The following is a 12,746-nucleotide window of genomic DNA, read 5'->3' as shown; positions in this document are numbered from 1 at the left end:
GCGCCGCAAACGAAACGGGCTCCGCCTGTGGCGGAGCCCGTTTCTGCCAACCGGCATGCGCGCGCTCAGACGCGCATGGCCGACTTAGCCGCCGTACACGTCGAAGTCGAAGTACTTCTTCTCGAGCTTCTTGTACGTACCGTCCTTGATGATGTCGGCGATCGCCTTGTCGACCTTCGCCTTCAGATCCGTGTCTTCCTTGCGCATGCCGATGCCTGCGCCGTTGCCGAGGATCTTCGGATCGTCGAGGTTCTTGCCGACGAATTCGAAGCCGGCGCCGCGCGGCGTCTTCAGGAAGCCGATTTCAGCTTGCACCGCGTCTTGCAGCGCTGCGTCCAGACGGCCCGACAGCAAGTCGGCATAGACCTGGTCCTGGTTCTGATACGGCACGACCTTCGCGCCCTTCGCTTCCCAGTACGTCTTCGCGTAGGTTTCCTGGATCGTGCCTTGCTCCACGCCAACCGTCTTGCCCTTGAGCGAGTCGGCCGTCGGCAGGATGCCCGAACCCTTCTTCGCCACGAGGCGCGTCGGCGTGTTGAACAGCTTGTTCGAGAAGGCGATCTGCTCGGCGCGTTGCGGCGTCATGGACATCGACGACAGCACGCCGTCGAACTTCTTCGCCTTCAGGGCCGGGATCATGCCGTCGAAGTCGTTTTCCACCCACACGCACTTGGCCTTCATGCGCGCGCAGATTTCATTGCCGAGGTCGATGTCGAAGCCAACGAGCTTGCCGTCCGAGCCCTTCGACTCAAACGGGGGATAGCTGGCGTCAACGCCGAAACGCACGGTCGACCAATCTTTAGCGTGTGCGCCAATCGAGACGGTAGCAAGCAGAGCAACCGTCAAAGCCGCTAGCAGTTTTTTCACTGTTTAACTCCTCGGTGTAGTTCAAATTCGCCCGCATGCGATTGTGCCGCTGCGGGGCACCCGGCGCGACTCACGACCGGGCTTGGGTTGAAGCTGCCAGCCGGGGCGGCCAGCAGCGCGCGCCAAGCTTATCAGTTCAAAAAGATTGGGTAGCTAGTGAAACACCGGATGGCGCATGAGGATAGCTTTTAGTGCTTGAATGTGGTGGAGATTCGAAAGCGGCCGCGGTACGTATTGCGTGGGTATTGGATGGAATAAGCTGCGCGCCTCGGATTTGTAATCGCCTGGTAATGAAGTTGGCTAATTGCGTCTGCCGATCGCGGCTGCCGGACTCATGCGCGACTCACGTACGACTCAAGCACGCCTCAAGGCGCCCGAGTGCCGGTGGACTACAACGCGGCCGGCTACTCTGCTTACTCTTCGCCGAGCGATTCCGCGCGCGCCGCGCCGACCTCGCCGCACCATAGTTCGCCTTTGGCCATCATCTGCGCCTCATGCGCGGACATGCCTGAGCAGGTGCCGCGCATGTCCTGCGTCTCGCGCTCGGCGCGCGCGAGCGCGGTGCGGTTCATTTCGCCCTGCAGCCAACTGCCGAAGCACGCGATCGAACCGGCCGCGACGGCCACCCACATCCACTCTATTTTGCTCAGGCGCATGATCTGTTTCTTGTCCGTCTCTTCGATTGCCCAGGAGACAGGCCGCGTGGCATCCGGCGACGCTGCGGTCTGCCATCTGTCGCCGCCGGCGGCTTGGGGCAAGAGATCGTTTATCGGCATCGGCGCGGGTCTTCTTTAGAAGCGCCGCTGGCAACTTCCGAATGACATAATCAAGCGACGGACTGTCGCGCGGCATTACAGCGCGCGGTTCACGTGTTCGCGCGTTTCAATCCATCAATGGCGAGTTAAAGTTTGCGCAAAACTTGCCGTTAAATGCAGATGAGCGGGTCTGCTGCATCGCGTCCGACTGGTAATTTTTTCGACTGTGGCTGAGCCAAAAACCAAAAATGGTTTTCTTAGCGCTATCATCGATGCTCCTCGCGCTCCGCCACATGCAGCATCGAGCGTCTCTGTCTGAAGAAAGTCACCGGGCAACCTGTCCGCGGATCGAGTCCGCGTGTTTGCGCTCGTCAGAAAGGCCTTCTGCTAAACGGTGTTGGTTATGCACATGATGTTGACGGCAGATGCAAAGCGCTGTTTTAAACGATTCTTCCATTCGCGAATCGCTGCTGCCGTGGCGCGCCCACGTTTGTCGTTATGTGGCGTTTGTCGGGGATTTTTAACATATTTGATCGGCACGTTTATCTGCGTGGGCCTTTTCTCGGCGTCGCCAGTTAAAGCCGACGAGAAGATTCTGCGCGTGCTGGCTTGGCCCGGCTACGCGGACGCCGACGTCGTCAAGAATTTCGAGGCGCGCTACCAAGCCAAAGTGGAAGTGACGCTGGTCGATTCCGACGAGGCGCTGTGGGCCCAGATGCACGCCGTAAGCGCGCCGCCTTTCGACGTGCTCGCCGCCAATACCGCGGAAATCCAGCGCTACACGCAAGCGAATCTGCTGGCGCCGCTCGATCTTGCGAGCGTGCCGAACACCAAACGACAATTGCCGCGCTTTCAGGCGCTTGCCTCGATCGGCGGCATCACGTCGGGCGGCAAGGCATACGCCATACCGTTTACGTATTCGTCGATGGGCCTGATCTACGACCGCACGCAGGTCGCCGTGGCGCCGCGCTCCATGCGCGAATTGTGGAATCCGCGTTATCGCGGCAAGGTGCTCGACTTCAACAGCGCGCAGCACAATTTCTCGTTCACGGCGCTGGCGCTCGGCTATCCGCATCCTTTTCAACTCGATGCCGCGCAAATGCGCGCGATTGCTCACAAGCTCGTCGATCTGCGCCGCAATCTGCTGACCTATTACACGTTGCCCGAGGAAGCGACCGCGTTTTTCATCCAGCATAAGGTCGCGCTGATGTTCGGCAACTACGGCACCCAGCAGGTCGAATTGCTGCGCCGCGCCGGCGCCGATGTCGGCTACGTGATTCCCGACGAAGGTGCGCTCGCGTGGCTGGATTGCTGGTCGATGACGCGCGCGGCGGCCGACCGGCCGCTGGCGCTCGCGTGGATCAACTACATGCTCGAACCGGAGGTCAGCGCGTTGCTCACGCAACGCCAGGGACTCGCCAACACGTTGACGGCACCCACGGAAAACACCGATAACGCGCGCATCGTGTGGATCGGCCCGGTGGAAGATATTCAGCGGCGCGAGGACCTGTGGGCCCGAATCGTGTCCGGGGACCGGTCGGAGCGTTTTTGATGATGCGGCCTGGGCTGACCTTCAAATTATCCGTGCTGCTCGCGTGCATCGGCGTGCTCGCGTCCGGCGCGACCGGCTATTACGCGTATCGCGCCAACCGCACGATGCTCGTGAACGAAGCCGAGCGCAGCCTGCTCATGTCGACGGAACTGCTCGGCCAGCGCTTTTCCACCTCGATAGACGATGTCGCCGCCGACGCGCTCGTGCTCGCGAGCATGCCGTCCACGGCGGAGCTCGCGCAGACCGACGACGGTGCCGGCCCCAGCGCGGCACGCGAACGGCTGGCGCAGGTGTATTCCAGTTTCATGGTGCATCACCCCGAGTACCTGCAAGTCCGGCTGATTTCGCGTCAGCACTATGGGCTCGAACTGGTTCGCTTCGACCGCGACGCCGACGGCCTCGTGCGCGTCGAAGGGGACAAGCTGCAGGAGAAAGGCCAGTTCGCGTATGTGTTCGACACGCTGGCGTTTTCGCCGGGCCGCATCTACACCTCGCCGATTCTGGTCAACCATGAATACGGCTCGCATGCCGCGGAGGGCAAGCCGACCTTGCGGCTCGGCACGCCGGTGTCGAACGGCAATGGCACGGTGGTGGGCGTGGTCGTGATCGACATCGATCTGGCGGGTTTGTTCAAGCGCGTGCAAAGCGATTTGCCGAGCGACTATCAGGTCTATCTGGCCAACGAGTGGGGCGATTTCCTCGTCAATCCGGACGCCTCGAAAACCTTCGGCTTCGATCGCGGCCGGCGCGTGCTGATGCAGGACAGTTTCTCCGTCACCAAGCCGCTTTTCGAACAGACGCAAAGCGAGGCTCTGGTCAACGGTCTTGCGCGGCCACACCAGGCTGCAGGCCAGGTGCTCGCTTTCGTGCGCAGGCCGTTCGGCGATCTGGAGGGCAACCGCTTCATCGTGCTCGGTCTCGCCAAACCGCTCGAAGACGTCTTGTCCGGCGCGAATCTGCTCGGCGACAGAATCGTGCGTATGGTGCTGATTTTCAGCGTGCTGGCGCTGTTCCTCGCGGTTCTGTTCGCGCGCGCGCTGACCAAGCCGCTGCATAGTCTCGCGTACGCGGCGACGCATCTGTTCGCCGAGCACGCGATGGAAACGCTGCCGCTCAAACGCACCGACGAGATCGGCGTGCTGGCGCGGTGCTTCGACCGGCTGCGCCGCGAAATCAAGGCGCAGATGGACGCGCTGCACACCAAGCAACGCGAACTTGTGCATCTCGCCACGCACGACGTGCTGACCGGACTGCCGAACCGCGTGCTGTTCATGGAGAAGCTCGAAAACTCGATCGACGAAGCGACGCGGCGCGAGGAAGGGCTGGCCGTGCTGTTCGTCGACCTGGACCGCTTCAAGCAGATCAACGATCAATTCGGCCACGCCGTCGGCGACAAGGTGTTGGTCGCGGTGGCGCGCCGGCTGAAACAGGTGCTCTGTTCCGCGGATGTGGTGGCGCGTCTGGGCGGCGACGAGTTCATCGTGTTGATCGAGGGACCGCGTTCGGCGGAGGCGGCGCCCGCCATTGCCTCGCGCATCATGGCGGCGTTGAATGAGGAACTCCAGGTGGACGGGCAGGGCATGACCGTGGGCGCGAGCATCGGCATCAGCCAGTTCCCGGACGACAGCGGCACAGCCGAGGAACTGCTGCTCAACGCGGATGCGGCGATGTACGCGGCCAAATCCGGCGGACGCTGCGGCTATATGCGTTACCACGATGTGCTCGACATGCGTCGCCGCGAACAGTTCGAGCAGGCGCAGGCGGACGTTGGCGCGACGCAAGGGCACGAGGCCGAGCCGACGGCGTGATCTGGCTGAATACGCGGGATGCCGGCCTGAATTGGCGACGCTTCTTCTGACGGGCGTTGCTGTGGCCGTCTGCATCGCTTGCTGCGGGTAGGTGACTTTGCTCGCAGCTTTCTGTGTTCTTTCCAACTGCTTTCTATCTCTATCGCCGGCTTCTCTCTTCGCCCCAAAACCGCGAGGCAAGTTTGCTTCGATCCTCGCTTCGCCGAGCGCCGAAGCAATCGTTTGCGCCGATCTTGAGGCAAGTCTTTTTGATTTTCAGCGAAGCGTTTCCGCCATATCAACTTTGCGGCGAGCCTGCCGAAAACTCCGATATAGCAACGAATCTGACGGGAGACTTCCGTGAAGCGACAGATAGGGTTATTGGCTGCCGTTTTCGCGGTCGCCGGATGCGCGCAGATGCCTGCGCCGACTGCGGCTCATCCGGACAAGGCGCCGAACGAGGTGATCAGCTTCGACATTCCGCCCGATGCGCTCGGCGCGCGCGATCCGCAACTCGCCGCCGTGCTCGCCAAGGCGGGCGCGCTGGCTGCCGCGCAGCCGCAGTCCACGGTCGTGCTCGTGACCGCGCTGGGACAGGACTTCGCGTATCTGAATCAGGCGGTGTGGAAGGGCGTGCCGGCACAGCGCACCGCGCGCGTGAACTTCGAGAACCGCACCGCCGGGTTGGGTCAACCGTATAGCGTGTCCATCAGGACGGTTCAGTGAAGGAGGGCACCGTGACGGTTCGCATCGTTTTTCTCGCGCTGGCCATGCTGCTGAGCGCGCCGGCCTTCGCCGGTCAGCCGGGCGCGGATCTGCAATCCGTCGGCGCAATCCCGGCCGCATTTCCGGCTGCGGCGGACAAGGTGTATCCGCCGTTGCCGTCGCTCGCGATGCTCCCGCCGCCGGGCGCGGGCGACGACGCGTTGCCGCTCAAGCCGGCGACGCATCGCAAGAAGCAGCGTGTGGCGGCGCCGACGCAAGAGCGCAGAAGTCCGCCGACGCCGGTCGTGCGCATCGTCGTATCCGACGCGTCGCATGCCTATCTCGACTCCGTGCAGCGCCAGATCGAACAGGCGTTGGCTAAGTGATCCGGCGGCGCTGCGGCGCTCGCCTCTTTATCGCTGACAAGCGGAAGGATGCAGCATGTCCTTGAAGATCCTCCTGACCGCGCTCGCCTGCCTGTCGGTGTGCGGCGCCGCGCAAGCGGCCGACGACTGTTTCAACGAAGCCGCCGCTTATCAAGGCGTCAACCCGTGGGTGCTGCGAGCGCTGGCGTGGTACGAATCGAAGGGTGACGCGAGCGCGATACGGCAAAACGTCAACGGTTCGATCGACGTGGGTCAGTTGCAGATCAATTCGATTCACTTCGACGATCTCGCGCGCGAAGGCGTGCCGCATCGCGCGCTGATCGATCCGTGCGTGAACGTGTACGTGGCGGCCTGGCTGCTGAAACAGAAGATGGTCAAGCACGGCAATACGTGGCGCGCGATCGGCGCTTACCACTCGGAAACGCCGAAACAGCGCGATGCGTATGCGCGTGGAATTCAGAAGGTGCTGGTGGCGTGGGGGCAGTTGCCGTCCACGCCCTGAGGCCGTTCACGAGGCGTGAGGCACACGCCGTGCATACACCGCGCGAACAGCGAAAGACCCTTGAAACAGGGTCTTTTCTGCACATTTCAAACTTCAAACGATCCGTGCCCCGCCGCGAAACGTTGCGCGCGGCACCGGCAACTTGTCGAGCATCGTCACGCGCACGAAGTCCGCGCGCAATCCCGCTTCGATCGCGCCGCGGTCGTGCAAGCCGGCGGTGCGCGCCGGTTCGGCGGAGACCGTTCGCATCGCGCGTGGCAAGGTCCAGCCGGCTTTGTCGACCAGTTCGAACACAGCGGTCATCAGGCTCGACGGCACGTAATCCGACGACAGGATATCGAGCAAGCCGGCCTTCGCCAGTTCGAGCGCCGACACGTTGCCCGAATGCGAGCCGCCGCGCACGATGTTCGGCGCGCCCATGATGGTCGAAATGCCGTGCTCGCGCGCGGCCTGGGCGGCGATGCGGGTAGTCGGGAATTCGGCGAGCACGATGCCTTCCTGCCTGGCCTGTTCGACGTGCTCGATCAGCGTGTCGTCGTGGCTTGCCACCGGAATGCCGAGCCGGTTGCAGCGCGCGACGATCTCGCGGCGGTGCGCATCGGCGTAACGCGCCTGTTCGACCGACAGTTCAGCCAGCGCCGTCTCGACGTGTTCGTCGCTCAGCTTGCCGTTGCGTTCCTGGAAGCGGCGCCATTGCTCGCGGTCGTGCCATTGGCGCTGCCCCGGCGTGTGATCCATCACCGAGGCGAGCCGCAGCAGTGGATGCGCGCACAATGAATCGAACACTTCCACCACGTCGGCGGTGGCGATTTCGCAGCGCAGATGCAGGAAGTGTTCGGCGCGCAGCAGCTTGCGCTCGGAAAACCGCGTGAGCGATGCGGCGCATTGCGTTTGCAGATCGCGGCCCCGCAATCCCACGTTCGTGCGCGAGCCGATGGCGAGCGCGTCGAACACGGTGGTGATGCCGGCCGCGGCCACCTGCGCGTCGTGGATCACGAAGGCGGCATCGGTATTCCATTGCACGCCCGGACGCGGCGCGAGATGCTTCTCCAGATTGTCCGTGTGCAGTTCGATCAGGCCGGGCAACAGATAGTCGCCGTCCCAATCTTCGGCTTCGCGCGCGCTGGTCGTGCCGCGCTCGACGTCGCGAATCACGCCGTCTTCGACGCGTAGCACGCCGGTGAATACTTCGTCTCGCGTCACGATGCGAGCGTTCCTGATCAACATCGACTTGCTCCGTAGTCAGTCAGACTTGAGTGTGGCTGTATGGGTGTTTTTTTGCATCGATGCAGCATGCGTCAGTGTAGTGCTGTTTTGCGCTGTGCCCGCGCCGCTTCATGTGATTCGCGTCAGTGACGCAGCGGCGGCTGCAGTTCCAGGCGGCGCGTGGCCACCTTGCTGCGCGTATCTTCGTCGTGAAAAATGCCGACGATCGCCGCGCCGCGCTCGCGTGCCTCGACGATCAGATCGGCGACCACGTCGCGGTTCTCCGCATCGAGCGAAGCCGTCGGTTCGTCGAGCAACAGCAGCGGGTGCTCCGCGATCAAACCGCGCGCGATATTCACGCGCTGCTGTTCGCCGCCGGAGAACGTGGCGGGCGCGAGCGACCACAGCCGCTCCGGCACATTCAATCTGGCCAGCAGCGCGGCCGCGCGCGCGCGCGCTTTGTCCTCCGGCACGCCACGCGAGAGCAGCGGTTCGGCGACTAGCGTGAGTGTCGGCACGCGCGGAATCACGCGCAAGAACTGGCTCACATAACCGACCACGCCACGGCGCAGACGCAACACGTCGTGCGGTTCGGCACCGGTGATCGACACGGGCTGGCCGTCATTCGCCGCATCGCGAACCACGATTGAGCCACTGCTCGCCAGGTAATTGCCGTACAGACAGCGCAGCAGCGTGCTCTTGCCGGCGCCAGACGGCCCGACCAGCACCACGCACTCGCCGCGCTCGACATCGAGCGAGACGCCCGCGAGCGCTTCGATCCGCACGCCGCCCTGGCCATGCAACGTAAACGTCTTGCCGATGCCGACCGCGCGCAGCATCAGCGCGGCATTGTCGATGAACGCGTGCTCGCCGGCGCGCGCTTCACTGCTTGTTTCAATGGATCGCATTGTGAGCCTCAAACCGGCAGAACCGAGGAAACCAGCGTTTGCGTGTACGGGTGCTGCGGATCGTCGAGCACCTGATCGGTCAGGCCCGCCTCGACCACTTCGCCGCCCTGCATCACCATCAACCGGTGCGCGAGCAAACGCGCCACGCCGATATCGTGCGTCACGATCAGCACCGACAGATGCAGCGTGGACGTCAGCGTGCGCAGCAGATCGAGCAGACGCGCCTGCACCGACACGTCGAGACCGGCCGTGGGTTCGTCCATGAAGACGAGCCGCGGACTGGTGACGAGATTGCGCGCGATCTGCAAACGTTGCTGCATGCCGCCCGAAAACGCTGCGGGAAATTCATCGATGCGCGAGGAATCGAGCTCCACGCGCTCCATCCACTGCGTAGCCGCGTAACGGATATCGCCATAGTGGCGCGCGCCGACCGCCATCAGCGGCTCGCCGATATTCGCGCCGGCCGAGACGCCGCTGCGCAGTCCGTCGCGCGGATTCTGCTGGACGAAGCCCCACTCCGTGCGCATCAGCAAACGGCGGCGCGGCTCGGACAACGCGAGCAGATCGAGCTTGTCGCCATGCGTGGCCGTGTAGTGAAGCGAGCCGCTATCGGCTTCGTTTTTCAGCGCGAGCGTGTTGAGCAGTGTGGTCTTGCCCGAGCCGGATTCACCGACGATGCATAGCACCTCGCCCGGATACAGATCGAAGCTGACGTTTCTGCAGCCGTTGCGGCCGCCGTATTGTCTGGTGAGCGAGCGGGCGCTCAGGAGCGGCGTCATGCGGGCTCTCCCTTGCGCGCTTCGCGCGCCGGCAGATCGAGATCGGCGTCGCCGCGCCGTTCGTGACAGTAGTCGCTATCGGAGCAGACGAACATGCGCTTGCCGGCGTCGTCCACGATCATTTCGTCGAGAAAGCTCTCTGTCGATCCGCACAGCGCGCACGCGTGCTGCCATTTCTGCACTTCGAACGGATGATCGTCGAAGTCGAGACTGCGCACGGGCGTGTACGGTGGAATCGCGTGAATGCGCCGCTCGCGGCCGGCGCCGAACAATTGCAGCGCGGGGTTCATATGCATCTTCGGATTGTCGAACTTCGGAATCGGCGAGGGCGAAGCCAGGTAGCGATGGTTGACGATCACCGGGTAGTCGTACGTGGTCGCGATGCTGCCGTGATGCACGATGTCTTCGTAGAGCTTCACGCTGATCAGGCCGTAATCGGCGAGTGCATGCAGCTTCTTGCATTCGGCGACGCGTGGCTCGAGGCGAAAGAGCGGCTCGGGCATCGGCACCTGATAGACCAGAATCTGCTTCTCGGTGAGCGGTGCTTCGGGAATGCGGTGACGCGTCTGGATGATCGTCGCATCGACGGTGCGGCGCGTGGTCGGCACGCCGGTAGTGCGCGCGAAGAAGCGGCGGATGTTGACCGCGTTGGTGGTTTCGTCGGAGCCCTGATCGATCACCTTCAGCGTGTCCTGTTTGCCGATGATCGCCGCGGTGACCTGAATGCCGCCGGTGCCCCAGCCGAACGGCAACGGCATTTCACGCGAGGCGAACGGCACCTGATAACCCGGCACGGCCACGGCCTTGAGCAAGGCGCGGCGCAGCATGCGCTTGGTCTGTTCGTCGAGGTATGCGAAGTTGTAGCCGTCGGCGGCGCTGTCGTATGACGCGGTGGGCGCGGTGGCGAAAGATGTGTCGGGCGCGTTCATGCTGCCTGCTCCTGCTGACCGCTGGGTTGATCCGTGCCTTCTTGCTGGCTCTGCATGGCGTGCTTCGCGCGCAAGCGGCGCACGAGTTCCAGCTCCGATTGAAAGTCGACGTAATGCGGCAGCTTCAGATGCTGCACGAAACCGGACGCTTCGACGTTGTCGCTATGCGAGAGCATGAATTCGATATCCTGCGTCGGCGAGGCAAGCGTTTCGCCGAGTTCTTCGGCGCGCAAGGCGCGGTCGACGAGCGCCATCGCCATGGCCTTGCGTTCCGAGTGGCCGAACGCGAGACCGTAGCCTTGTGTGAACGTCGGCGGCACCTCGCCGCTGCCGGCGAACTGGTTGATCATCTGGCATTCGGTAATGTCGATATCGCCGATTTCGACCGTTTCGCCTAGCTCGTCGAGTTCCATTTCCACGGCGATCGTGCCGAAGCGGATTTCGCCCGCGAACGGATGCGAATTCGCGTAGCCGCGTTGCGTGGCGTAACCCATCGCGAGCAAAAAGCCTTCGTCGCCGCGCGCGAGATTTTGCAGGCGGGTAGCGCGGCTCGCGGGAAAGGCGAGCGGCTCACGCGACAGGTCGCCAGGTTCCGGCGCGTTCGGCGTGCGACGTTCCTGTTCGATCAAGCCTTCCTTGTCGAGCAGGCTGACGACGCGCGGCATGGGTTCTGTTTGCACTGCGGTGGCTTGACTCGGCGACGACGCTGCGCTGACAGCCGTATCGCCTTCGGCCAGCAGCGCGAAATCCAGCAGACGCTGGGTGTAATCGTAAGTCGCGCCGAGCAGCTGGCCGCCGGGCACGTCCTTGAAGGTTGCCGAAATGCGGCGCTCGGCTTGCATCGCTTCGGTATCGATCGGCCGCGTGTAGCCGAAGCGCGGCAGTGTGGTGCGATATGCACGCAGCAGGAAGATCGCTTCGACCAGATCGCCGGCGGCCTGCTTGATGGCGAGCGCCGCGAGTTCTTCGTCGTAGACCGAGCCTTCGGTCATCACGCGCGCCACCGCGAGGCGCAACTGTTCGCGAATTTGCGCGACGCTGAGTTCGGCCAGCCGCGTGTCGCCGCGGCGCGCCTTGTCGAGCAGACGCCATGACGCTTCGATCGCGCGTTCTCCACCCTTGACGGCAACGTACATCAGTTCACCTTCGCTTCAGTTGTGCGCGGCAGGCCGATCAGACGTGCGCCGCAGACGAGATAACAGTCCACGCCACAAGGAAACAGCGGCGCGAGGGCGGCGCGTTCGCGCCAGAAACGCTCGGGCAGGCCGACCGGCTCGATCGTGGCCGTGTGCTGGATGCCGGGGCCGCTCAAGACAACTGGCGCGCCACCCGTCAGCGCGTCGACGCGAATCAGCAGCGTGACCGATTGCTCGGGCGATTCCGCCGCGCCGAGCGCGAAGCGGTCCAACGGCGGCAACGCGCCGGCATCGTGGATATAAGCGAATGCGGCGTGTCCCGGTTCGTCGACGAGCGGCGCGCCGGTATGAAAGCGCAGCGCCGAGGCCAAGGCCGTATCGGGTTGCGCGAGCCATACAGGCGTCGCGTAGTCGCAGAGTGCGAGCAGTGCCGCGAAGGCGGCAAGCTCGGCGCGCGTGGCCCGCACTTCGGGCAGCACGTTCTCGACTACGCCGACCGTGCCTGGCCGCGACAGCGCGTCGAGCAGGGTGCGGAACACCGCCTGGGTGTCATGCACCGGATCGGCGAAACCCGGCGTCAAAGCGGACAATGCAATCTGTGAGTTTTCCATCAGTCGCCCCGGACCATCGTGAAGAATTCGACGCGCGTGGCCGCGGCGTCCTGTTGCCGCCCGGCGCGTTTCACGGCCACCTGCGCGGCAAACGGCTCGATCAGTTGCTTATGCAAGACGGCGTGATGCTCCGGCATTTGCAGGAGCGCGTCTGCTAGCGCGGCCAGTTCGGCGCGCCGGCGGTCACGGCCGAGATGACATGCCACACCGACGGCGGCGGCCGCGTCGCCCGAAGCACGCAGACGCAAGGTGGCGCGCGTGACTGTCGCTTCGCCGAGATTGAACGGATCGCCGCTGCCGCCGACGCGCCCACGCACCATTGCGAGGCCGATCTCGGACGGGCGCAGCCAGTCATACGTGGGAGTGGGGATGTCCCGAAGTGCGCGTTCGAGCGCGGCTTCGAGATCGGCGCGCGGCGTGCGCGCCAGCACGGCCATCCATGCGCGCCGGACAGCCGATGGCGGAGCGGAAGCAGGCGAGGCGGAAGTGGCACTCATCGAAATTCCTGTTGATCCAGCGAGTAGACATTTGACCATCTATTCATCTAAACGTCTAGACGTTTAGGGGTATGCTTGTCGAGCCGTGTAGCGCATGACGGCCGTTTCATATTTCCATCACGGCTT

15 protein-coding genes are annotated in these 12,746 nt (G+C 63.7%); 5 read left to right on the top strand and 10 right to left on the bottom strand.

Features of this window, described 5'->3' with window-relative positions:
• Positions 1 to 84: 84 nt before the first annotated feature.
• From B0G81_RS14640 to B0G81_RS44620, 3 genes are all read right to left on the bottom strand, one after another.
• Entirely contained in the window at positions 85 to 867 is a 783-nt protein-coding gene (locus B0G81_RS14640) for an ABC transporter substrate-binding protein (RefSeq protein ID WP_106282419.1), read from the bottom strand.
• A 413-nt stretch (positions 868 to 1,280) separates the two neighbouring features.
• Positions 1,281 to 1,643, bottom strand: a complete 363-nt coding sequence (locus B0G81_RS14635) for a hypothetical protein (protein WP_243856453.1) — start codon at positions 1,641 to 1,643, stop codon at positions 1,281 to 1,283.
• Positions 1,644 to 2,009: 366 nt separating this feature from the next.
• Positions 2,010 to 2,162: a hypothetical protein gene (locus tag B0G81_RS44620; RefSeq protein WP_243856450.1), complete on the bottom strand. Its 153-nt coding sequence runs from the start codon at positions 2,160 to 2,162 to the stop codon at positions 2,010 to 2,012.
• A gap of 10 nt (positions 2,163 to 2,172) precedes the next feature.
• Between B0G81_RS44620 and B0G81_RS14630 the strand changes: the two genes are divergently transcribed.
• The 5 genes from B0G81_RS14630 to B0G81_RS14610 all read left to right on the top strand — a co-directional run bounded on the left by B0G81_RS14630 (position 2,173) and on the right by B0G81_RS14610 (position 6,554).
• Complete coding sequence (locus B0G81_RS14630; RefSeq protein ID WP_243856448.1) at positions 2,173 to 3,174, top strand: extracellular solute-binding protein; 1,002 nt, start codon at positions 2,173 to 2,175, stop codon at positions 3,172 to 3,174.
• Positions 3,174 to 4,982 (top strand): diguanylate cyclase, encoded by a 1,809-nt coding sequence (locus B0G81_RS14625; RefSeq protein WP_116147877.1) that lies wholly within the window; start codon positions 3,174 to 3,176, stop codon positions 4,980 to 4,982. The genes B0G81_RS14630 and B0G81_RS14625 overlap by 1 nt, the downstream gene beginning before the upstream one ends.
• A 396-nt stretch (positions 4,983 to 5,378) precedes the next feature.
• Positions 5,379 to 5,687, top strand: coding sequence for a hypothetical protein (locus tag B0G81_RS14620; RefSeq protein ID WP_116123805.1), 309 nt, complete (start codon positions 5,379 to 5,381; stop codon positions 5,685 to 5,687).
• Positions 5,688 to 5,698: 11 nt separating this feature from the next.
• The gene (locus tag B0G81_RS14615; RefSeq protein ID WP_243856446.1) at positions 5,699 to 6,052 is read left to right on the top strand and encodes a hypothetical protein; all 354 of its coding nucleotides are present in this window, start codon (positions 5,699 to 5,701) and stop codon (positions 6,050 to 6,052) included.
• A 55-nt stretch (positions 6,053 to 6,107) separates the two neighbouring features.
• Positions 6,108 to 6,554, top strand: a complete 447-nt coding sequence (locus B0G81_RS14610) for a lytic transglycosylase domain-containing protein (RefSeq protein ID WP_106282416.1) — start codon at positions 6,108 to 6,110, stop codon at positions 6,552 to 6,554.
• A 93-nt stretch (positions 6,555 to 6,647) separates the two neighbouring features.
• On the opposite strand, the gene B0G81_RS14605 is transcribed toward B0G81_RS14610, so the two are convergent.
• From B0G81_RS14605 to phnG, 7 genes are all read right to left on the bottom strand, one after another.
• Positions 6,648 to 7,781 carry an alpha-D-ribose 1-methylphosphonate 5-triphosphate diphosphatase gene (locus B0G81_RS14605; RefSeq protein WP_134136715.1) on the bottom strand — a complete coding sequence of 378 codons (1,134 nt, stop codon included), beginning with the start codon at positions 7,779 to 7,781 and terminating at the stop codon, positions 6,648 to 6,650.
• 122 nt (positions 7,782 to 7,903) lie between these two features.
• Positions 7,904 to 8,668 carry a phosphonate C-P lyase system protein PhnL gene (phnL, locus tag B0G81_RS14600; protein WP_134136712.1) on the bottom strand — a complete coding sequence of 255 codons (765 nt, stop codon included), beginning with the start codon at positions 8,666 to 8,668 and terminating at the stop codon, positions 7,904 to 7,906.
• Between the two features lie 8 nt (positions 8,669 to 8,676).
• Positions 8,677 to 9,447: a phosphonate C-P lyase system protein PhnK gene (phnK, locus tag B0G81_RS14595; protein WP_134136709.1), complete on the bottom strand. Its 771-nt coding sequence runs from the start codon at positions 9,445 to 9,447 to the stop codon at positions 8,677 to 8,679.
• Entirely contained in the window at positions 9,444 to 10,376 is a 933-nt protein-coding gene (locus tag B0G81_RS14590) for an alpha-D-ribose 1-methylphosphonate 5-phosphate C-P-lyase PhnJ (protein ID WP_134136707.1), read from the bottom strand. The genes phnK and B0G81_RS14590 overlap by 4 nt, the downstream gene beginning before the upstream one ends.
• Positions 10,373 to 11,512, bottom strand: a complete 1,140-nt coding sequence (locus B0G81_RS14585; protein ID WP_134136705.1) for a carbon-phosphorus lyase complex subunit PhnI — start codon at positions 11,510 to 11,512, stop codon at positions 10,373 to 10,375. Before B0G81_RS14585 ends, B0G81_RS14590 begins: the two co-directional genes overlap by 4 nt.
• Positions 11,512 to 12,123, bottom strand: a complete 612-nt coding sequence (gene phnH / locus B0G81_RS14580; RefSeq protein WP_134136703.1) for a phosphonate C-P lyase system protein PhnH — start codon at positions 12,121 to 12,123, stop codon at positions 11,512 to 11,514. The genes B0G81_RS14585 and phnH overlap by 1 nt, the downstream gene beginning before the upstream one ends.
• A complete protein-coding gene (gene phnG, locus B0G81_RS14575) occupies positions 12,123 to 12,620 on the bottom strand; it encodes a phosphonate C-P lyase system protein PhnG (protein ID WP_134136701.1) in 498 nt (165 codons plus the stop codon). The genes phnH and phnG overlap by 1 nt, the downstream gene beginning before the upstream one ends.
• Positions 12,621 to 12,746: the final 126 nt, after the last annotated feature.

The sequence above is a fragment of the Paraburkholderia sp. BL6665CI2N2 genome (assembly GCF_004366535.1).
Classification (GTDB): Bacteria; Pseudomonadota; Gammaproteobacteria; order Burkholderiales; family Burkholderiaceae; genus Paraburkholderia.
The sequence above is the reverse complement of the archived record's forward strand: the minus strand, read 5'-3'. Positions and strand labels throughout refer to the sequence as shown.

What these genes read in the sequence shown, in the direction of transcription:
- B0G81_RS14635 (WP_243856453.1), bottom strand. Translation starts at nt 1,643, where the DNA reads ATGCCGATAAACGATCTCTTGCCCCAAGCCGCCGGCGGCGACAGATGG.
- B0G81_RS14625 (WP_116147877.1), top strand. Translation starts at nt 3,174, where the DNA reads ATGATGCGGCCTGGGCTGACCTTCAAATTATCCGTGCTGCTCGCGTGC.
- B0G81_RS14620 (WP_116123805.1), top strand. Translation starts at nt 5,379, where the DNA reads ATGCCTGCGCCGACTGCGGCTCATCCGGACAAGGCGCCGAACGAGGTG.
- B0G81_RS14610 (WP_106282416.1), top strand. Translation starts at nt 6,108, where the DNA reads ATGTCCTTGAAGATCCTCCTGACCGCGCTCGCCTGCCTGTCGGTGTGC.
- B0G81_RS14605 (WP_134136715.1), bottom strand. Translation starts at nt 7,781, where the DNA reads ATGTTGATCAGGAACGCTCGCATCGTGACGCGAGACGAAGTATTCACC.
- phnL (WP_134136712.1), bottom strand. Translation starts at nt 8,668, where the DNA reads ATGCGATCCATTGAAACAAGCAGTGAAGCGCGCGCCGGCGAGCACGCG.
- phnK (WP_134136709.1), bottom strand. Translation starts at nt 9,447, where the DNA reads ATGACGCCGCTCCTGAGCGCCCGCTCGCTCACCAGACAATACGGCGGC.
- B0G81_RS14590 (WP_134136707.1), bottom strand. Translation starts at nt 10,376, where the DNA reads ATGAACGCGCCCGACACATCTTTCGCCACCGCGCCCACCGCGTCATAC.
- B0G81_RS14585 (WP_134136705.1), bottom strand. Translation starts at nt 11,512, where the DNA reads ATGTACGTTGCCGTCAAGGGTGGAGAACGCGCGATCGAAGCGTCATGG.
- phnH (WP_134136703.1), bottom strand. Translation starts at nt 12,123, where the DNA reads ATGGAAAACTCACAGATTGCATTGTCCGCTTTGACGCCGGGTTTCGCC.
- phnG (WP_134136701.1), bottom strand. Translation starts at nt 12,620, where the DNA reads ATGAGTGCCACTTCCGCCTCGCCTGCTTCCGCTCCGCCATCGGCTGTC.